16 protein-coding genes are annotated in these 18,993 nt (G+C 69.0%); 6 read left to right on the top strand and 10 right to left on the bottom strand.

The features are described from left to right. The first annotated feature begins 166 nt into the window (after window positions 1–166). Window positions 167–2,884, top strand: coding sequence for a DNA translocase FtsK (locus ACV7NL_RS08940; protein ID WP_463355448.1), 2,718 nt, complete (start codon window positions 167–169; stop codon window positions 2,882–2,884). A 234-nt stretch (window positions 2,885–3,118) separates the two neighbouring features. On the opposite strand, the gene ACV7NL_RS08945 is transcribed toward ACV7NL_RS08940, so the two are convergent. From ACV7NL_RS08945 to ACV7NL_RS08955, 3 genes are all read right to left on the bottom strand, one after another. Continuing rightward, window positions 3,119–3,454 (bottom strand): YnfA family protein, encoded by a 336-nt coding sequence (locus ACV7NL_RS08945; protein WP_056179843.1) that lies wholly within the window; start codon window positions 3,452–3,454, stop codon window positions 3,119–3,121. A 3-nt stretch (window positions 3,455–3,457) separates the two neighbouring features. Next, window positions 3,458–4,498: an aldose epimerase family protein gene (locus tag ACV7NL_RS08950; RefSeq protein ID WP_463355449.1), complete on the bottom strand. Its 1,041-nt coding sequence runs from the start codon at window positions 4,496–4,498 to the stop codon at window positions 3,458–3,460. A gap of 69 nt (window positions 4,499–4,567) precedes the next feature. Next, complete coding sequence (locus tag ACV7NL_RS08955) at window positions 4,568–6,355, bottom strand: ABC transporter ATP-binding protein (RefSeq protein WP_463355450.1); 1,788 nt, start codon at window positions 6,353–6,355, stop codon at window positions 4,568–4,570. A 207-nt stretch (window positions 6,356–6,562) separates the two neighbouring features. Here ACV7NL_RS08955 and ACV7NL_RS08960 point away from each other — a divergent pair, with 207 nt between their 5' ends. Beyond that, window positions 6,563–7,522 carry a metal ABC transporter solute-binding protein, Zn/Mn family gene (locus ACV7NL_RS08960; RefSeq protein WP_463355451.1) on the top strand — a complete coding sequence of 320 codons (960 nt, stop codon included), beginning with the start codon at window positions 6,563–6,565 and terminating at the stop codon, window positions 7,520–7,522. A gap of 11 nt (window positions 7,523–7,533) precedes the next feature. On the opposite strand, the gene moaD is transcribed toward ACV7NL_RS08960, so the two are convergent. From moaD to ACV7NL_RS08980, 4 genes are all read right to left on the bottom strand, one after another. Beyond that, window positions 7,534–7,785: a molybdopterin converting factor subunit 1 gene (gene moaD / locus ACV7NL_RS08965; RefSeq protein ID WP_056484406.1), complete on the bottom strand. Its 252-nt coding sequence runs from the start codon at window positions 7,783–7,785 to the stop codon at window positions 7,534–7,536. Window positions 7,786–7,799: 14 nt separating this feature from the next. Continuing rightward, window positions 7,800–8,399: a CDP-diacylglycerol--glycerol-3-phosphate 3-phosphatidyltransferase gene (gene pgsA, locus ACV7NL_RS08970; RefSeq protein ID WP_056179856.1), complete on the bottom strand. Its 600-nt coding sequence runs from the start codon at window positions 8,397–8,399 to the stop codon at window positions 7,800–7,802. Between the two features lie 86 nt (window positions 8,400–8,485). After that, window positions 8,486–10,612 carry an excinuclease ABC subunit UvrC gene (uvrC, locus tag ACV7NL_RS08975; protein ID WP_463355452.1) on the bottom strand — a complete coding sequence of 709 codons (2,127 nt, stop codon included), beginning with the start codon at window positions 10,610–10,612 and terminating at the stop codon, window positions 8,486–8,488. Window positions 10,613–10,679: 67 nt separating this feature from the next. Further along, complete coding sequence (locus ACV7NL_RS08980) at window positions 10,680–11,414, bottom strand: chemotaxis protein (RefSeq protein WP_463355453.1); 735 nt, start codon at window positions 11,412–11,414, stop codon at window positions 10,680–10,682. A 246-nt stretch (window positions 11,415–11,660) separates the two neighbouring features. On the opposite strand from ACV7NL_RS08980, the gene ACV7NL_RS08985 reads away from it, so the two are divergent. Continuing rightward, on the top strand, window positions 11,661–12,509 hold the full coding sequence (locus ACV7NL_RS08985) for a L,D-transpeptidase (RefSeq protein ID WP_463355454.1): 849 nt from the start codon (window positions 11,661–11,663) through the stop codon (window positions 12,507–12,509). 59 nt (window positions 12,510–12,568) lie between these two features. Here the strand turns inward: ACV7NL_RS08985 and ACV7NL_RS08990 are convergent, their stop codons facing one another. From ACV7NL_RS08990 to pgeF, 3 genes are all read right to left on the bottom strand, one after another. Then, window positions 12,569–13,309: a DUF2076 domain-containing protein gene (locus tag ACV7NL_RS08990; protein ID WP_056484414.1), complete on the bottom strand. Its 741-nt coding sequence runs from the start codon at window positions 13,307–13,309 to the stop codon at window positions 12,569–12,571. A 217-nt stretch (window positions 13,310–13,526) separates the two neighbouring features. After that, complete coding sequence (locus ACV7NL_RS08995) at window positions 13,527–14,402, bottom strand: outer membrane protein (RefSeq protein WP_247636723.1); 876 nt, start codon at window positions 14,400–14,402, stop codon at window positions 13,527–13,529. A 226-nt stretch (window positions 14,403–14,628) separates the two neighbouring features. After that, a complete protein-coding gene (gene pgeF / locus ACV7NL_RS09000; protein ID WP_463355455.1) occupies window positions 14,629–15,486 on the bottom strand; it encodes a peptidoglycan editing factor PgeF in 858 nt (285 codons plus the stop codon). 168 nt (window positions 15,487–15,654) lie between these two features. On the opposite strand from pgeF, the gene ACV7NL_RS09005 reads away from it, so the two are divergent. From ACV7NL_RS09005 to ACV7NL_RS09015, 3 genes are all read left to right on the top strand, one after another. Beyond that, the gene (locus tag ACV7NL_RS09005; RefSeq protein WP_082508115.1) at window positions 15,655–16,227 is read left to right on the top strand and encodes a hypothetical protein; all 573 of its coding nucleotides are present in this window, start codon (window positions 15,655–15,657) and stop codon (window positions 16,225–16,227) included. 540 nt (window positions 16,228–16,767) lie between these two features. After that, the gene (locus ACV7NL_RS09010; protein WP_056480030.1) at window positions 16,768–17,796 is read left to right on the top strand and encodes an aromatic ring-hydroxylating oxygenase subunit alpha; all 1,029 of its coding nucleotides are present in this window, start codon (window positions 16,768–16,770) and stop codon (window positions 17,794–17,796) included. A gap of 80 nt (window positions 17,797–17,876) precedes the next feature. Continuing rightward, on the top strand, window positions 17,877–18,953 hold the full coding sequence (locus tag ACV7NL_RS09015) for an MBL fold metallo-hydrolase (RefSeq protein ID WP_056478675.1): 1,077 nt from the start codon (window positions 17,877–17,879) through the stop codon (window positions 18,951–18,953). Window positions 18,954–18,993: the final 40 nt, after the last annotated feature.

The raw sequence follows: 18,993 nt of genomic DNA on the forward strand, positions 1-18,993 counted from the left end.
CCTTTTTCGTCTTCGGCGGTACGGCAGGACGGACGGGCAGACCACGAGGCCGGTCCGACACAGGATTGCTGTCCGAGCCGGGGGAAGGGAAATCTCAACCTTAGCCAACCGTTAACTCCGAAGACGGTAGCGTGACCGGACAGTTCCCCATCGTGTCTGGTACCGCATGCGCTCGCTTCGCCGTTCCGCATCGCCCTACGATACTTTCGTCGACAGCTTTCGCCCGTTCCTGGCCAAGCGGATGACGGAGTTGGGCGGTTTCGTGCTGTTTGCCGGTGCCACCGCGCTGACGGTTGCCCTGGCGACGTGGTCGATCGACGATCCGAGTCTCAACCACGCCACGGATCATCCCGCCCACAACGTGCTCGGAACCGGCGGTGCCGTGGTGTCCGATCTGGCGATGCAGCTTCTCGGGCTCGGCTCCCTGGCCTTCGTCTTGCCGCCGGCCCTGTGGGGCATTCAGCTGATGCGCACGCGGACGCTGCCGCGCGGCGGTCTGCGCCTGACGCTCTGGATCATCGGCTTCTTCGCCGCGAGCGCGGTGGCCAGCGCCTTGCCGTCGACGGCGCGCTGGCCTCTGCCCACCGGCCTCGGCGGGGTTGCCGGCGACGCGCTCATGCATGCCGCCCGCACGATGCTGGGCATCCTGGCCTCACCGCTCCTGGCCTTCGCGGGCTTCCTGTTCGCCGGCGTGGCGATTCTGTGCCTCACGGGCGCCTGCCGCGTCGGCGAGGTCGAGGAGGACGATGCGGATGCCTACGATGCGCCTCCGGCCTCTGTGCGCCAGCCCCAGCGCGGTCGCGTCGATAACACCCAGGACGGGCGCTACGAGGATGACGAGCCGAGTCTCGGCCTCGTCTCCCTCGGGGCGATGGCGCAGGCCTTGATGGGCGGTCGCGCGGCCCTGGCGGCCCGGATCGGGGAGTGGCGTGCCGAGCGCGCCGCCGCCGCCACATCGCTCGCCTATGCGGGGGCCTCGCCGGCCCTCGCGGCGCAGCGCGCCTTCGCGGCACCGGAGGATGCGCCCTGGGCCACGCATGCCCCGGAGGCCCGCCTCGGACCGTCCGACGGACGGCGGGAACCCGTGTTCGAGCCCTTCGATCCGGCCTCGCCCGGCCCATCGCCGACCGTCTCATCCGCCCCGCCGGCGGCGGTCTCGCAGCGGCGGCCGGCCCCGGTCCATCACGACGAGGATTTCGACGACGCGGAGGACGCCGATGGTCCGGCCCCTGTCGAGGAGCCGGCCCCGGCGCGCTCGCGTGTCGCGCCCGCCGCTCCCCCGCCGGTGCCCGCCGCCGCGCGGCGTACTCCGCCCCAGCAGCCATCCGAGAACTATCGCCATCCGGCCCTGGAACTGCTCGGTGAGGCGCCGCGCCTGCCGGCCTCGAGCCAGATTTCGTCCGAGGCCCTGGAGCAGAACGCCACCCTGCTGGAAGCGACCCTCAGCGATTTCGGCGTGCGCGGCGACATTCTCGCGGTGCGTCCCGGTCCTGTCGTCACCCTCTACGAGCTGGAGCCGGCCCCCGGCACCAAGTCGAGCCGCGTGATTTCCCTGGCCGACGACATCGCCCGGTCGATGTCGGCGGTCTCGGCCCGCGTCGCCGTGGTCCCCGGTCGCAACGCCATCGGCATCGAGCTGCCGAATGCCCGGCGCGAGACGGTGTACCTGCGCGAATTGCTGGCCTCTGCCGATTTCGCCGAGACCAAGCAGAGCCTCGCCCTGTGCCTGGGCAAGAACATCGGCGGCGAGCCGATCATCGCCGATCTTGCCAAGATGCCCCACCTGCTGGTGGCGGGCACCACGGGCTCGGGCAAGTCGGTCGCCATCAACACCATGATCCTGTCGCTGCTCTACCGGATGAAGCCGGAGGAGTGCCGCCTGATTATGGTCGATCCGAAGATGCTCGAATTGTCGGTCTACGACGGCATCCCGCACCTGCTCTCGCCCGTGGTCACCGACCCGAAGAAGGCGGTCATCGCCCTCAAGTGGGCCGTGCGCGAGATGGAGGAGCGCTACAAGAAGATGTCCAAGGTCGGTGTCCGCAACATCGACGGATTCAACGCCCGACTGGCTGAGGCGCGTGGGCGCGGCGAGATCCTGACCCGGACGGTGCAGACCGGCTTCGACCGCGAAACCGGCGAGGCTGTCTACGAGACGGAGGAGATGGACCTGTCGGCGCTGCCCTACATCGTCATCGTGGTCGATGAGATGGCCGACCTGATGATGGTGGCGGGCAAGGACATCGAGGGTGCGATCCAGCGTCTGGCCCAGATGGCGCGCGCGGCCGGCATCCACCTGATCATGGCGACGCAGCGCCCCTCGGTCGACGTCATCACGGGCACGATCAAGGCCAACTTCCCGACCCGGATCAGCTTCCAGGTGACGAGCAAGATCGACAGCCGGACGATCCTGGGCGAGATGGGCGCCGAGCAGCTGCTGGGCCAGGGCGACATGCTGTTCATGGCCGGCGGCGGGCGCACGACGCGCGTGCACGGTCCGTTCTGCTCGGATTCGGAAGTCGAGAGCGTGGTCGCCCACCTCAAGCGCCAGGGCCGGCCGTCCTACCTCGAGGCCGTCACCGCCGACGACGGCAGCGGCGACGAGAAGCCAGCCAAGGGCGGCTCCGACGAGATCGAGCTGGACGGCGCGGTGTTCGATCAGGGCAGCTTCGGCGAGGCCGGCGGCGATCTCTATACCCAGGCCGTCCAAGTGGTGCTCAGGGACAAGAAGGCCTCGACCAGCTACATCCAGCGCCGTCTGCAGATCGGCTACAACCGTGCCGCCTCGCTGATGGAGAAGATGGAGATCGAGGGCATCGTCGGCCCGGCCAATCACGCCGGCAAGCGCGAGATCCTGGTCGAGCCGGATCCGCACCAAAGCTGAACGCAGGCGTGATCGGGTGCGCCAGGAGCCTGAGCCGTCGCGAGACGCGAACGGTCTGCGCTTTCGAGGGCGATCGTATTTCTCATCTTGGAGGCAGCCTGCGCGTCACCCTCTCCCGCCTGCTCCGCAGAGGGGGGAGGGTCGATCCCGTACCCGACCCAGGCTCCATTCTTCCCGACACGAGACCCCGCTTCCCGCGATCGCTGCGGCGCGCGGTTCGGCGGGAACCCGCCTCTATCCGCGCGGCGCGAACAGGATGACGGCGGCGCCGACGAGACACAGTGTAGCGCCGGCCATGTCCCAGCGGTCCGGCCTCTGGCTCTCGACGATCCAGAGCCAGAGCAGCGAGGCGGCGATGTAGATCCCGCCATAGGCCGCGTAAGCCCGTCCCGCCGCTTCGCTCTCGACGCGGGTCAGAAGGGCGGCGAACAGCACCAGCGCCGCGATGCCGGGGCCGAGCCACAGGGCCGAGCGCCCGAGCCGCGCCCAAGCCCAGAAGGCGAAGCAGCCAGCGATCTCCGCCAGGGCGGCCGCGGCGTAGATCGCGAGGGTCGCGAGAGGCTTGTCCATGGCCTACGCGAGCGACGTGAAGCGGTAGACCGTCGTCGCCCGAAACGGCGCGTCCGGCCGAAGGACGGGGCTTGGGAAGGTCGGTTGGTTCGGCGCGTCCGGGAAGCCCTGCGCCTCGAAGCAGACCGCGTCGCCGGCCCGGTAGAGCCCTCCACCCGATCCGGTCACCGTCCCGTCCAGCATGTTGGCGGTGTAGAGTTGGAGGCCCGGCTGGGTCGTCGCTACGGTGAGGCAGCGCCCGCTCACCGGGTCGACGGCCTGCGCCACGTCGCGCAGGGCTCCGTCGCCCCCGAGCAAGTAGGTGTGGTCGTAGCCGTGGGCGAGCGCCAGCTGCGGGTGCGCTTCGCGGATGCGCGCGCCAAGGGCGACCGGCGTGCGAAAGTCGAAGGGCGTGCCGGCGACGGAGGCGATCGCGCCGGTCGGGATCTGCTCGGCATCGGTGACCAGCACCCCGTCCGCCGCGATGGTGACGACGTGCCCGAGGGCGCTGCCGGCGCCCTCGCCGGCAAGGTTGAAGTAGCTGTGATTGGTCAGGTTGAGGATGGTCGGCCGGTCGGTGACGGCGGCGTAGTCGATGGCGAGGCTGTGATCGTCCGCCAACCGATAGGTGACGGTGACGTCGAGGTTGCCGGGAAAACCCTGCTCCCCGTCCGGGGAGCGGTAGGTCAGGGTGAGGCTCGCGGCCTCGGCGGCCGCGACGCGCCAGACCCGGCGGTCGAAGCCTTCCGGCCCGCCATGCATGGTGTTGCGGCCCTCGTTCCGGGGCAGGTCGTAGCTCCGGCCGTCGAGGCGGAAGCGCCCGCCGGCGATCCGGTTGGCGTAGCGCCCGATGACCGCGCCGAAATGGGCGTCGCTGGCCGCGTAGCCGGCAAGATCGGCGGCCCCCAGGACGACGTTGGCCCGGCGTCCGGTCCGGTCCGGCACATCGATCCGGCTGACGATGCCGCCGTAATCGAGGATCTGCACCTGCAGATCGCCCCGCTCCAGGGTGTGGCGCGTGACGGGATCGCCCGCGCCTGTCGTCCCGTAAGGCTCCGCCTGCATGGTGTCCGTCCTGGTGTTCCCCGGCTCAACGCGTCGATGGCGGATCGGTCCCGTCAAGCCGTCCGGTCGTCAGGCCGGCAGCCCTGCGGGCTCGGCTTCGGCATCACCGGCGAGCTGCATCCGATGCAGCCGGGCATAGATTTGTCCCTCCGCGACCAGCGCCTCATGCCGGCCGGTCTCGACGATGCGGCCACTGTCCATGACGACGATGCTGTCGGCGTCGCGGACGGTCGAGAGTCGGTGGGCGATGACCAGGGTGGTGCGGCCTCGCATGAGGCGCTGGAGGGCCGCTTGCACCAGGCGCTCGGATTCGGAATCGAGCGCGCTGGTGGCCTCGTCGAGGAGCAGGATCGGCGCGTCCTTGAGGAATGCGCGCGCCAGCGAGATCCGCTGGCGCTCGCCGCCCGACAGGCGCCCACCGGAGGAGCCGACCTGGAAGTCGTAGCCCTCCGGAAGGCGGCTGATGAAGCCGTGCGCCGCCGCCGCCTCGGCCGCGGCCTCGATCTCGGCCCGCGTGGCACCCGGCCGGCCGAACCCGATATTGGCCGCGATGGTGTCGTCGAACAGCACCACGTCCTGCGAGACCACCGCCACGGTCGCCCGTAGCGAGGCGAGGCTGACGGTGCGGATATCCTGGCCGTCGATGCGGACCGTCCCTTCGGTCACGTCGTAGAGGCGCGGCACGAGATTCAGGAGGGACGACTTGCCCGAGCCGGAGCGGCCGACCAGTGCCACCGTCGCACCGGCCGGAACCGTGAAGTCGATCCCCTCCAGGGCCGGTGCGTCGGGGCGGTAGCGGAACTGCACGCCGGTGAAGCGGATCTCGCCGCCCGCGATCCGCAAGGGCGGGGCGCCCGGAACGTCCCGGATGCGCGGCGCCTCGTCCATCAGGGCGAAGTAGCGCTGCAGCGCCGCGCCTGCCTCCTGCAGAATCGCATTCAGGGTCCCGAGGGTGCGGATCGGTTGCGAGGCGAGCAGGAGGGCGGTGACGTAGCCGGTGAAGTCGCCGACCGTGCGGTCGCCCGAGGTCACGCGCTGGCCGACCAGGGCCAGGACGGCGGCGACCGCGAAGCCGCCGCCGATCTCGAGCAGCGGGTCGAGGCGCCCGCGGGCGTTGGCGGCCTTCATCTTGAGGCGGCGCACCTCATCGAAGGCGCCCTGCGCCCGGCCCTTCAGGTAGCCCTCCAGCGCGTAGGTCTTGGCGATGCGCGCGCCCTGCAGGCTCTCGGTGATCAGGCTGGCGGTGAGGCCCATCCGCTCCTGCGTCTCTGTGGAGACCCGACGCAGCTTCTTGCCGACGCGTCCGATCGGGCCAGCCACGAACGGGACCACCACGCCGGCCACCAGGGTTAGGATCGGGTCCATCCACACCAGCGCCGCCACCAGGGCGATCAGCATGGCGATGTCGCGCAGGAGGACGGTGGAGATCCGGGTCAGGCCTTCCTTGATGAAGGCGAAATCCGTGGTGAAGCGCTGGGTGAAGGCCGCCGGACTTTCCCGCCCCAGTTGGGCGAGGTCCGAGTCGATGAGGTGCCCATAGAGGGCCGCCTGCATGTCGGCCTCGACGCGGGTGACCACCCGGTTGGTCAGGACGTTCTGGCCGAACAGCGCGAAGCCGCGGATCGACGTGATGGCGATCACCACGACGGGACCGTAGGCGAGGGCCGCCATGTCCTTCCGGTCGAAGGCGTCGAAGGCGAGCTTGATCAGGGTCGGATACAGGCCGGTCGCCGCACCCACGATGGCGATGAGCCCCAGGACCACCGCGAGGGTGGCCCGGTGCGGCCGCAGCCATTCCCGCCAGACCCGGCCGAGGAGGGGAAGGATGTCGCCCTTGGGAAGCGCTCGTCGCGCCATCTGATCCGCTCTTTCCGTGTCCGTGCCCGGCCGACTGCGCTTGGGCCGTGACTGCCCGGGTGTTTGCGTCCGCCTGCCGGCGAGATCAAGGGAAAGCCACCCCGGGCGGATGCGTGGCGCGGGTCCCCCTCGTTGGACCGGGGATCAGCTTGGCAATGTGATAATGTTACAGTAGAGCGAATGGGCTGATCGAAAGGACCGTTCCCGATGCCGCTCCGGCTTCCATTCTGGCGCCTCTCCGCCGCCTTCGTGCTCCTGCTCGGTCTGGCGGGACCGGGTTGGGCGGAGGATGCCAAGACCGCACCGGCCACTCCCTCGGCACCGGCGGCCAAGATCAGGGTCGTGGCGACTTTCTCGATCCTGACCGATTTCGTGAGCCAGGTCGGGGGCGACCGGGTGGCCGTGACGTCGCTGGTTCAGCCGAACGCTGATGCCCACGGCTACGCCCCGGCGCCGAGCGACGCCAAGACCCTGGCCGACGCCAACCTCGTCGTGGTCAACGGGCTCGGGTTCGAAGGCTGGCTCGACCGCCTGATCAAGGCCTCCGGCACAAAGGCCCCGGTCGTCGTCGCCTCCGCCGGGGTCAAGCCGATCGAGGCCGAGGACGACGATCACGCCCATCACGGGCACGGCCATCACGACGATCCCCATGCCTGGCAGAGCATCGCCAACGCCCGGATCTACGTGGGCAATATCCGCGACGCCCTCGAGCGGATCGATCCGGCTCACGCGGCGACCTACGCGGCCAACGCGAAGGCCTATCTCGGCACCCTGGATGCCCTCGAGTCCGATGTGCGGGCGGCGATCGCCGCGATCCCGAAGGCGCAGCGCCGGATCATCACAACGCACGACGCCTTCGGCTACTTCACCGCCGCTTACGGGCTGACCTTCATCGCCCCGCAGGGCATCTCCACCGACAGCGAGGCGAGCCCGCGCGACGTCGCCCGCATCATCCGCCAGATCCGGCAGGAGAAGATCCCGGCGGTGTTCCTGGAGAACATCAGCGATCCGCGCCTGATGCAGCAGATCGCCCGCGAGAGCGGCGCCGTGATCGGCGGAAAGGTGTTCTCCGACGCTCTGTCGGGCCCGGACGGCCCGGCGCCGACCTACGTGGCGATGATGCGCAACAACGTCTCGGCTTTCACGGCGGCGCTGGGCAAACGCTGAGGCGTCCGGCCTCAGCCTCCCGTCATCGGCGGAAAGAACGCGATCTCGGAGGCGCCGGCGATCGGCGCGTCTGGCTTGGCATGGACCCGGTCGATGGCCGCCCGGACGATGCCCGTCGTCTCGAAGGCGTAGGCGTATTCCTCGCCTCGTCCGCGCAGCCAGGTCACGAGATCGGACACCGTCACGAGGTCGGCCGGGAGATCCAGAATCTCCTCGGCCTTGCCGACGCGCTCGCGCACCCAGGCGAAATACACGAGCTTCATCGCGGTGGTGTCCCTCAGCGCGGATCGTCGATGACGTGCTTGATCCCGGCCCTCATGTAGTCCCAGCCGGTATACAGCGTCAGCGCGGCGGCGAGCCACAGCAGGATCGTGCCGGCCTGGAGTGTCCCCGGCAGGATCGACTCCCCGGCGGGTCCGGCCACCAGGAAGCCGATGGCGATCAGCTGGACGGTGGTCTTCCACTTGGCGACCTTGCTCACCGGCACGCCGACCTTCAGCTCGGCGAGATATTCGCGCAGACCGGAGACCAGGATCTCCCGACACAGGATCACGATGGCGGCCCAGAGGGTCCAGCCCACGATGGTGTTGTCGGCCGCCAGCATCAGCAGGCAGGCCGCCACCAGCAGCTTGTCGGCGATCGGGTCCAGCATCCGGCCCAGGGCCGAGCTCTGGTCGTAGGTCCGCGCCACGTAGCCGTCGAGGTAATCCGTGATGGCGGCCAGGATGTAGATCGCCAGGGCGCCGAATCGGGCGCTCGGTTCCTGCGGCCAGTACAGCAGAGCCACCAGCACGGGCACCGCGACGAGCCGACCGTAGGTCAGGCAGTTCGCGAGCGTCCAGGCTGGCGAGCGGCGGCGGGGGAGGACGGAATTCATCGCAGGCGTGAAACCATGTGCGGGGTTGGGGGTCAACCGCTCCTGCGAACGAACATTTTCACGCATGCGCGGGCGCGGCTCCGCGCTCAGCCCTGCGTGTGGAAGAAGTCGTACACCGCGCGCGCCGTGGCGGCGTTGACACCGGGCGTCTTCGCCAGATCCTCAAAGGCCGCGCGCTGGATCGCCTTCACGGTCCCGAAGTGATGCAGGAGTGCGCGCTTGCGGCTCGGGCCGATGCCGGCGATCTCGTCAAGGGGGTTGCGCACCATCTCGCGCTTGCGCTTGGCCCGGTGACTGCCGATGGCGAAGCGGTGGGCCTCGTCGCGCAGGCGCTGTACGAAGTACAGGGTCGGGTCGCGCGGCGGCAGCTTGAAGGGCGGCCGCCCCGGCACGAAGAAGGTCTCGCGCCCCGCATCCCGGTCGCGTCCCTTGGCGATGCCGACCAGGGCCACGTCGCTGATGCCGATCTCCTCGAGGGCGGTGCGGGCGGCATCGAGCTGCCCCTTGCCGCCGTCGATGAGCACGAGGTCGGGCCAGACCGGCAGCGTGTCGCTCTCGGGCGCCGCCTCCGGTACCGGCTCCTGCGCGCCCCCTTCACTCGCCGCGATGGCAGCCTCCCGGGCCGTGCGCGGGTTCTCCTTCACCAGGCGCTTGAAACGGCGCTGGAGCACCTCGCGCATCATTCCGTAATCGTCGCCCGGTGTCAGCTCCTCCGACTTGATGTTGAAGGTGCGGTAATGCTGCTTGGCGAAGCCCGTCGGCCCGGCCACGATCATGCCGCCGACGGCGTTCGTGCCCATGATGTGCGAGTTGTCGTAGACCTCGATTCGCCGGGGCGCGCCCGCGAGCCCGAACGACTGCCCGAGGGCGGCGAGCAGCTTGCCTTGCGAGGCGGTGTCGGCGAGGCGCCGGCCGAGCGCTTCCTTGGCGTTGCGCTGGGCGTACTCGACCAGGTTCTTGCGCTCGCCGCGCTGGGGCTGGTGGATCTCGACCCGGTAGTCGGTGCGGCTCGACAGAGCGGCCGCCAGCAGCTCCGCATCCTCGATGGCGTGCGAGACCAGGACGCTGCGCGGCGCCGGTTTGTCGTCATAGAACTGGCCGATGAACGAGGCCAGCACCTCGTCCGGCGTCATGGTCCGGTCCGCCTTGGGAAAGTAGGCGCGGTTGCCCCAGTTCTGAAAGTTGCGGAAGAAGAACACCTCGATGCAGAACTGGCCCGCCTGCTCGTCGATGGCGAAGACGTCGGCCTCCTCCACCCCTTGCGTGTTGACCCCCTGCGTCCCCTGGATTGCCGACAGGGCCGCGATGCGATCCCGGAACCGGGCCGCGCGCTCGAACTCCATCTTTTCGGAGGCGTCCTGCATTTCCTCGCGCATGCGGTCCTTCACGGCGTTCGATTTGCCCGCCAGGAAGCTTTTCGCACTGTCCGCGAGGCCCCGGTAATCGTCCAAATCGATCTCGCCGGTGCACGGGCCCGAGCAGCGCTTGATCTGGTAGAGCAGGCAGGGACGGGTGCGGTTCTCGTAGTAGCTGTCGGTGCAGGTGCGCAGCAGGAAGGCGCGCTGCAGGGCGTTCACCGTGCGGTTCACCGCCCAGACGCTGGCGAAGGGCCCGTAATAGCTGCCCTTCCGGCGCCGGGCGCCGCGATGCTTGATGATCTGCGGTGCTTCCGAATCGGCCGTGACCAGGATGTAGGGAAACGACTTGTCGTCCCGCATCAGCACGTTGAAGCGCGGCTTCAGCTGCTTGATCAGGTTGGCTTCGAGGAGCAGCGCCTCGGTCTCGGTGGCGGTGGTGACGAACTCCATCGCCGCCGTCTGCGAGATCATGCGGGCGATACGGTTCGAATGCGCCTGTCCGCGCGCGTAGGACCCGACCCGCGCCTTGAGGTTCTTCGCCTTGCCGACGTAGAGCACGTCGCCCTTCTCGTCGAACATCCGATAGACGCCCGGCGAGGTCGGCAGGGTCGTCCAGAAGCGCCGGATCACCTCGGTGCCGGCCTTGACCGCGCCCTCCTCGAAATCGAAGTCGATCTCGGGCGCATCGTCGGCTTCGGCGTGGTCCTCGGCCTCCTCCTCGGAGGCGTCCTCCCGGAATCCACCCGCCTGGAATCCGTCCTCCTGGAACCCGTCCTGGTCGTCGAAGCCGTCCGGGGGCAGATCCTTGGCGGAACGCTCTCTCGAGGCGTGGTCTTTCGCGGGCGCGCGGCTCATGAGCCTGACTTAAGCCTCGCGCCGAGGCGAGGAAAGGGGCGGACCGGGCAAAGGCCGCCCTCGGCCCTCAATCGAACAGCGCGTCGATGTCGCCCTGGTCGACGTGGCCGATGTCGTCGGCGAGCTTCGGCCCGTTGAGCAGCGAGCTCTCGTCGTCGATATCCACCTTGGCCGGTGCCACGCCCAGCAGATCGCTGAAGCTGTCGAGGCCGCCCCAGGCCTCAATCATGCGGTCCAGGTGCTCCTCGATGAATTTCAGCACACCCACGATCTTGTTGATGCGCTGGCCGGTCAGGTCCTGGAAGTTGCAGGCCTCGAAGGCGACGACGACCCGATCCAGGATGGCGTCGATGTTCTCGCGCCCGGCCATGGTGGTGGTCATGGCGCGCAGCATGCTGGCGTTGGTCTCGATCTCCTCGATCGCACCCAGGATCGTGCTGGTGGCGCGCTCCGTGAAATCCACCACGGCATCGAGTTCGCCGGCGACGCGGCGCATGCCCTTGCCGGTGTTCTCGGAGCGATAGAGGGTTGCGATCTCCTGCTTGGTGCGGGTGATCGCATCCTTCATGATGTCGAGCTCGGAGCGCATCGCGAAGGCTTCGTTCAGCTCCTTCCGACACGCCTCGATCGTCTCCACCGTGCTGGTCTGCGTCACCTTTCGCAGATCCTGAATCGCGGACAGGATTTCGTCCAAGCGCTTGTTGTTCAGGTCGGCCGCTTCCGACGAGACGGCGGATGCCACCGCCACGGGGGCGTTCGCGAGGCCGAGACTGTCTTCGATGCGGTAACGTTTGAGAGTCATCGGTCGCGATCAGCCAACAAGAGAGAAGCCGGGCCACCTTGGGGCCAACTGATTTCGATTTCTTGAACGTCGCAACCGCTCGGCAACCTTTACGGTGCGTTCACGCTGAATCCATTCGCCTGTTCGCAGCCACCCCGGACCGAACGATTCACCATACTCCTTCACCGGGTTTCCGCCTCGACCCCCGATCCTGACCGCATGTCGTGCCCGGGATCGGGTACGACCGGGCTTGGAGCGTTGACGAGCATGCGGTTCGATTGGTGCGTGGCCATCGCCTGCCTGACGGTGGGATGGGCGGGGCAGGGGGGCGGGGCGCAGGCGCAAGGCACATCGCGGGCGGGCGCCTATGGCGGCGGTTTCCTCGAACTCCTGATGAACGACCGCGCCGGCACAGGGGCGTTCGAAGCCCGGATGGAGCGGCCGGTCTCCGGCCGTCCCTCACCCGACGGGCAATGGGGTTATCACCAGCCGCAGCCGCAGCCGCTCGCCTACGGCGTACCCCGCCAGCTGCATTCGGGAGATCGTGTCCCGGTCGAGCCGGAACCGGAGCGACAGACCCAGATCTCGCCGCAACGCGTTCCGGTGCGCCTCGCCGCTCTGCCAATGGCGCCGGATCGGGAACCGGCGGTCGAGCGTATCGCCCGCGCGCCGGATGCCCGCTATGCCCGCCAGGTCGTCGCCTTCGACGGACCGCAGCGTGCCGGCACCATCGTGGTCGATACTCCGAGCAAGTTCCTCTACCTCGTCCAGCCTGGTGGACAGGCTATCCGATATGGAATCGGCGTCGGACGGCCGGGCTTCGCCTGGGCCGGACTGAAGACCATCAGCCAGAAGCGGGAATGGCCGGACTGGACGCCGCCGGCCGAAATGATCCGCCGCCGTCCCGATCTTCCGCGTCACATGGCAGGGGGGCCGGGCAATCCGCTCGGCGCCCGCGCGCTCTATCTCGGCTCGTCGCTCTACCGCATCCACGGGACCAATGAGCCGCACACCATCGGACAGAACGTGTCCTCTGGCTGCATCCGCATGATGAACGAGGATGTCATCGACCTGTACGAGCGCATACCGGTGGGAACGCGCGTCGAGGTTTTGTGACACCTTGACAAGCTGACGGGAGGCTGCCCTCGATGCGGCCGCCTCCCGTCCGGATCGGATCAGACCCAGTCGTCGTCGCCGCCGCCGCCGAGGTCACCCCCGAAATCACCGCCGGAATCGTCTGCGAACGAGGCATCCTGGAGGTCGTTGCCGCCCCCGAGGGCCGACCCGAGATCGTCGTTGCCGCCGCTGCCGCCGAAGAAGTTATTCTCGGTGACGTTCGGGGCTCCGAGGCCTGCCGCCGCCGAGCTGCCGAGCTGGGAATGCCCGCCCGCGAACGCGTTGGAGAGCGCGCTGCCGAGCAACATGCCGCCAGCCGCACCCGCCGCCATCGGTAGAGCCGTGGCCATGAATCCGCCGCCACGCGCCGGAGCCGCCTGCTGGCCACCCCAAGGTCCACCCTGCTGCGGTCCGCCCTGGGGGCCACCGTAGCCGGGCTGCTGGCCGTAACCCGGCTGTTGCCCGTATCCGGGCTGCCCGCCCTGGTTCCCCCAGGCGCCGCCCTGACGCGGGGGCTCGGGCTGGCGGGCGGACGAACCGCCGAAGATGCTGGACAGGAAGCCGCCGCCACCCTGGGGCTGCTGCTGGCCTGCACGGCGCAGCTGCTCGAGCTGCTCGTTCAGGCTCTTGATCGCCTCTTCCTGGACATAGATGAGCTGCGCCATCGCGTAGGGCGCGTAGGGCTGAGCCCGGATCTTCTCGGCAATGAAGCGCTCGGCTTCCGCGTCGCGGGGCTGGCTCGAAGCCTGCTCCAGGCGCTGGAAAATGCCGCCGATGACGTCGCGTTCTTCGCTGTTCATGGAGTTGTCCTCCTGGGGCAAGCCGGCGGGTGAACCACCCGCGAGGGGCGGGTCAGAGATGGGGGTGCCGTCGACCTTTGTCAGGGGCTCAACGCAAACTTTGCCGTCCCGGATGCATCGCGCCCGTGAAATGTGTGTGCCCGAACGCAGAAAGCCCGGCCTCGCGGCCGGGCTTTCGACGAAGAGGGCGCCCCGTGCGGGGCGCCCGGATCGGGTCCTAGTACGAGCCGAACTTGTAGTTCAGGCCGGCGCGGACGACGGCGAACTCGGTGCCGCTGTTGCGGTTGGAGAAGCCGGGCTGGCGGTAGAGGACGTTGTTGGTGTCGTAGGCGTAGACGCCGGCGTTGCGGTTGTTGTTGTCGAGGTTCACGTACAGGCCTTCGACCTTGAGCGTGACGGCCGACGAACGGAAGAAGTTCAGGAACGAGTCGGTGGGGAGCGCGTACTCGATGCCACCACCAGCGGCCCAGCCGGTGCGGAAGTCGTCGTTGCCGCGGAAGCCGCCGAACGAACGCTCGTTGCTGCCGGCGCCGTAGGCGAAGCCGCCGGTGCCGTACACCAGGGTGCGGTCGAAGGCGTAGCCGAGGCGGCCGCGGACGGTGCCGAAGTAGTCGAGGCTGGCGGTGCCGCGCGGATCGACGAAGGTGACGCCGGGGACGGCGGTGAAGCCGGGGGTCAGGATCGAGTTGTTGCGGCTGCGGCCGAAGTCGACGTACTGGGCGTCAGCTTCGATACCGACGACCACGCCCGAACCCGGGGTGAACTGGTAGTTGTAGCCGATCTGACCACCGCCCGTGAAACCCTCGTTGGAATTGTTCGAGTAGGCGACCTGCGACGGACCGCCGGCGCCGACGAGGCCGTTCGGGCCACGCACGAGGTTCGGGAACACGTTGTTGTAGACGTTGGTGTCGCGGCTGGAGGCGTCGAAGCCGTAACCGGCGTTGAAACCGGCGTAGAAGCCCGTCCAGGTGAACACCGGCACCGGCACGAACACCGGCGGCGGAGCTTGGCGACGCGGCAGGTCGGCAGCGAAAGCGGAACCGGCGAGTGCGATGCCGGCGAGCGCGGTGGCGCCGCGAAGGAAGGATTTCATGGTCTGGTCCTCTAACCGTTGGACAACGGCACCACTTTTGCTGGTGGCGTCCGCTGCAGTTCCCCGTCTTTAATCCAGCAGCGTGCAAGAAGCTGTTGCGTTACGAACACGCCAGCCGCAGTGAACGCGGCCCCTTTGTGGCGATGCTCGTCTTATTCTTACCCACTCCGTGAACACCGAACGTCCGCGAATGGCCAAGGTTCATCTGCGGCCACGCTTTTCCGCGTTAACGACCCTGACAGATTGTCGCAGGGGGCTGGTCGGATCCGTCGGCGAGGGCGACGGCCGAGATCAGGCGGCCGTAATCCGGTTCCCGGCGGTGGGTGGTCCGGCGATAGCTGTAGAACAGCTCCGGGTCCTCGTAGGTGCAGCGCCCGAGATCGCCGGCCGTCCCGATTCCGGTCTCGGCGAGGCGCGCGGCGATGAAGCCGGGCAGGTCGAACTGCGCGTGCTCCGCGCGCGGTCCTGGCCTCAGGAAGCGCTCGAAACCCGGGGCTTCCGCATGGAAGCGCGCGATGAAATCCGGGCCGACCTCGTACGAAGCCTGACCGATCGTCGGACCCAGCACCGCGACGATGCGGCTGCGCTCGGCGCCGAGGCGCACCATGGCGTCGACCGTGGCACCGATCACCCCGGTGAGTGCACCCTTCCAGCCCGCATGGGCGGCGCCGACCACGCGGTTCTGCGCGTCGGCGAACAGGATCGGGCCGCAATCGGCCGTGGCGATTCCGAGCGCCAGGCCGGGCACGCGCGTCACCATCGCGTCCGCCTTCGGGCGCTGATCCAGGGGTATCGGCCCTTCGACCACCACCACCTCGGCGGAATGAACCTGATACAGGCTGATCAGCCGATCTTCCGCCACGCCGAGGCGGGCGCACATCCGGCGCCGGTTCTCGGCCACATGCGCGGGCGCATCATCGGAGCCGAGCCCGCCATTGAGCCCCGCATAGAGTCCCTCGGACACCCCGCCGCGCCGGGTGAAGAAGGCGTGGCGGATCCCCGGCAGGCCGGCGAGAGCGGAGGATTCGAGCGCGGAGGATTCGAGGACGGAGGAGTCGAGGGCATCGGCGGTGTCACGCGTCATGGCGTCTTCGGTCCTGAAGAGGGAAGGGGACGGGGCGCCGGAGCCGAGACCTGGGCGCTCAGACAGGAGCGGGGTGAAATCCGCTTCGGCACACCCTGACGGCGGCGTTCTTTACGCTTCGTTAAGCATGTTTTGGTCGGATGATTCTCAAGAGTCGAGGACCAGCCGATGTCGGAAGCCGCCCGTCACCCATCCCCGTACGACCCGGCCGCCCGGCCTCAACCCGGGCCGCTGCGCGACTGGCTCGCGGCCATGAAGGCGGTCACCGAGACGCCGGCCGCCGCGACGCCCGTCCGCGAGGCTGCCCGCCTCGCTGAACCGGCCCCGGAAACCAGGGCGCCCGAGACCAACAAGTCGTGGACCCCACGGGTGGTGACGCCGGCACCGGCCAGTGCCGAAGATGCAGACGTCTCGGACCTGATGGCGGAGAACATCATGCTGAAGGCGAAGCTGAAGGTCGAGACCGACCGCTACGACGCGCTCCAGGGCGTCATCGCCCGCGAGTTGCGCAGCCTGCGCGCCCATGTCGAGGAGGAGATGCGCGATCTGGAGACGGTCCGCGGCGAGCGCGACCATCTTGTCGCGCTCCAGGCCGAGTTCGAGCAGGAAATCCGCGATCTGCGCGTCCGGATTACCGCCGATGCGGCGAATTTCAGCGAGATGCGCAGCGAGCGCGACCTGTGGGCGGCGCGGGCCGAGGCTCTGGCCCAGCCGATCTTCCAGCACCGCAGCGCGGTCTGAGACCACCCGTTTCGGGGGCCTGAAACACCGAAGGGCCGCCCCTCGCAGGGCGGCCCTTCCATTGCCGAACCACTCGTGTCTGGCCGAAACTGTCTCGTTCGCGTCGAGCGCTAGAAGGCTGCGCCGGAGGCGACGGTCCAGGTCCGGGGGGCCGGGGTGAGCGGCTGATGACAATGAGACACTGGATCACCTCCTTTCGTTCGTTGCGGGTGAGCCAAAGCTAGTGAGCCCCGGCGGGTTTGAAAAGGGGCCCGGCCGCGCCCATCCGCCGCTCCCCTCCCGACCCAGTCCGGGTCGGGCGAGCACTGCGCTGGCCTCGGCTTCACCGGAGGTCTAAAGCGTTAGGCCTTCTCCCCAGGGTGGAGCGGCCCCGTGTGTCGCCCACCGGCCACGGACCGACCCCACCCCATGTCCACAGCCCTGCGGATGCCGGCGCCCGACGAGGCGGCGCTCGACCCGGACGCCATCCACTCGGACGCCATCCACTCGGACGCCATCCACTCGGACGCCTTCCACTCGGACGCCTTGCATCCGGATGCCATGCGTCAGCCGCTGCCCGACGCCTGGTACTGCGTCGGCCGCTCGGATGCCCTGAAGGCGGGTGCGTTGCGCGCCGTCGAGCTGAACGGGGAGCAGATCGTCCTCGGCCGTGAGGCCTCCGGCGCGCCCTTCGCGCTACGCGACCGCTGCCCCCATCGCGGCATGGCCCTGTCGAAGGGCCGCTTCGACGGCGACGCCCTGACCTGCCCGTTCCACGGCTGGCGCTTCGGCACCGACGGGCGCTGCCGCGACGTCCCGACGCTGTCGGCCCGCGACAACGCCGATTTTTCGCGCATCGCCGTGCAGCGCTTCCCGATCCGGGAGAGCGCGGGCTTCGCCTGGGTCAATCCCTATCTCGGGCCGCCGACCGGCTCACCCGCGGCCGCCCTGCCGGAACTCGGCTTCGCGCCGGCTGGCTGCGTGGTGGTGGAACTGGTGGTCGAAGCCTCGTTCGACCTGACGACGCTGAGCCTCGTCGATCCCGGCCACGTCGCCTTCGTCCACGATTCCTGGTGGTTCCGGCCCTCGAAGGAGCTGCGCGAGAAGGTCAAGACCTTCACGCCGACCCCGCACGGCTTCACCATGACGAGCCACGCCACCACCACGAGTTCCCCGGTCTACCGGCTGCTCGGCGGCGCGCCCTCCGTCGAGATCGAGTTCCGCCTGCCGGGGGTGCGCCTGGAGCGGATCGAGGCGGGCACCAAGCGGGTCGCGAACTACACCTTCGCCACGCCCCTGACCCAGAACCGCACGATGCTCACCAACGCGCTGTACTGGAACATGCCGGCCCTGAACCTGCTGAAGCCCATCGCCCGGCCGCTGATGCGCCAGTTCCTGACGCAGGACCAGCAGGTGCTCCAGCACGCCCAGGCCGGCCTCGATCGCAAACCCACCATGGTGCTGTTCGGCCAGGGCGACCTGCCGTCGCAATGGTATTTCCGCCTGAAGCGCGAGGCCCTGCAGGCCGCCCGTGAGGGCCGCGATTTCGTCACCCCGCTCGCCACGCAGGAACTGCGCTGGCGCTCGTGATCGAGCCGCGACGTTCCCCTGAATCTGCGATGCTCGGCCGCGCCGCTTGATCGCGGCGCCGCAGCCGCCATCTCGGGGGAATGAAACGGCATAGTTTGATCAAGGCGTTGAGCGCCGCCACCGTGATGACGCTCGGCGGGGTCGGCTATGCCGCGCACCGGCGGGGCCGCAATCCCTATTACCGGGGCCCCCGCAGCGACCATTTCGACGGTCTGCGCTTCCACGGCGTCGACCAGCCGGCCGATGCCAGCCTCGGTGATCTCGCCCGCTGGCGCACGCGGCGCGGCATCGACAGCCCGCCGCGCCAGACATGGCCGTCCTACCACCCGAGCCCCTTCGCGACGGACGTCCCGCCCGAGCGGCATGCAGGCCTGCGCGTCACCCTGATCGGGCACGCCAGCTACCTGTTCCAGGTGGCGGGCCGGAACATCCTGGTCGATCCCGTCTATGCCCGGCGCGCCAGTCCGGTGCGCTTCGCCGGACCGAAGCGGGTCAATCCGCCGGGGATCGCCTATGCCGACCTGCCTCCGATCGACGCGGTGCTGCTCACCCACAACCATTACGACCATCTCGACGGGCCGACGGTGGCGCGGCTCTGGCAGGCCCATCAGCCGCTGATCCTCGCACCGCTCGGCAACGACGCGATCCTGCGCGGCTACGACGACACCATGCATGTGGAGACGCGCGACTGGGGCGAGTCGGTTGATCTCGGCGGCGGTCTCACGGTTCACCTCACCCCCGCCAACCACTGGTCGGCGCGCGGGGTGAACGACCGGCGCATGGCCCTGTGGTGCTCCTTCGTCCTCACCACGCCGGTGGGCGTCCACTACCATTCGGGCGATACCGGCCTGCGCGACGGGGCGAGTTTTCGCGAGGCCCGGGCTCGGTTCGGCCCGCCGCGGCTCGCCACCCTGCCGATCGGCGCCTACGAGCCGCGCTGGTTCATGAAGGACCAGCACATGAACCCGGCCGAGGCGGTCGAGGCCGGGCTGCTCCTCGGCGCCGACCAGATGCTCGGCCACCACTGGGGCACCTTTCAGCTCACCGACGAGGGGATCGAGCAGCCGGTCGAGGCCCTCGCGGCCGCCTGCGCCGAGACCGGCCTCGCGCCGGAAAGGTTTCTCGCGATGCGGCCGGGGCAGGTCTGGCAGGCCTGAACGGCGCAGGCTCCCGACCTCCGCCCGGAATGCCGCGTCG

The sequence above is a fragment of the Methylobacterium sp. Ger2507 genome, from assembly GCF_055231875.1.

Coding starts and splice junctions, on each gene's coding strand:
- ACV7NL_RS08940 (WP_463355448.1), top strand. CDS start 167: ATGCGCTCGCTTCGCCGTTCCGCATCGCCCTACGATACTTTCGTCGAC.
- ACV7NL_RS08945 (WP_056179843.1), bottom strand. CDS start 3,454: ATGGACAAGCCTCTCGCGACCCTCGCGATCTACGCCGCGGCCGCCCTG.
- ACV7NL_RS08950 (WP_463355449.1), bottom strand. CDS start 4,498: ATGCAGGCGGAGCCTTACGGGACGACAGGCGCGGGCGATCCCGTCACG.
- ACV7NL_RS08955 (WP_463355450.1), bottom strand. CDS start 6,355: ATGGCGCGACGAGCGCTTCCCAAGGGCGACATCCTTCCCCTCCTCGGC.
- ACV7NL_RS08960 (WP_463355451.1), top strand. CDS start 6,563: ATGCCGCTCCGGCTTCCATTCTGGCGCCTCTCCGCCGCCTTCGTGCTC.
- moaD (WP_056484406.1), bottom strand. CDS start 7,785: ATGAAGCTCGTGTATTTCGCCTGGGTGCGCGAGCGCGTCGGCAAGGCC.
- pgsA (WP_056179856.1), bottom strand. CDS start 8,399: ATGAATTCCGTCCTCCCCCGCCGCCGCTCGCCAGCCTGGACGCTCGCG.
- uvrC (WP_463355452.1), bottom strand. CDS start 10,612: ATGAGCCGCGCGCCCGCGAAAGACCACGCCTCGAGAGAGCGTTCCGCC.
- ACV7NL_RS08980 (WP_463355453.1), bottom strand. CDS start 11,414: ATGACTCTCAAACGTTACCGCATCGAAGACAGTCTCGGCCTCGCGAAC.
- ACV7NL_RS08985 (WP_463355454.1), top strand. CDS start 11,661: ATGCGGTTCGATTGGTGCGTGGCCATCGCCTGCCTGACGGTGGGATGG.
- ACV7NL_RS08990 (WP_056484414.1), bottom strand. CDS start 13,309: ATGAACAGCGAAGAACGCGACGTCATCGGCGGCATTTTCCAGCGCCTG.
- ACV7NL_RS08995 (WP_247636723.1), bottom strand. CDS start 14,402: ATGAAATCCTTCCTTCGCGGCGCCACCGCGCTCGCCGGCATCGCACTC.
- pgeF (WP_463355455.1), bottom strand. CDS start 15,486: ATGACGCGTGACACCGCCGATGCCCTCGACTCCTCCGTCCTCGAATCC.
- ACV7NL_RS09005 (WP_082508115.1), top strand. CDS start 15,655: ATGTCGGAAGCCGCCCGTCACCCATCCCCGTACGACCCGGCCGCCCGG.
- ACV7NL_RS09010 (WP_056480030.1), top strand. CDS start 16,768: ATGCGTCAGCCGCTGCCCGACGCCTGGTACTGCGTCGGCCGCTCGGAT.
- ACV7NL_RS09015 (WP_056478675.1), top strand. CDS start 17,877: ATGAAACGGCATAGTTTGATCAAGGCGTTGAGCGCCGCCACCGTGATG.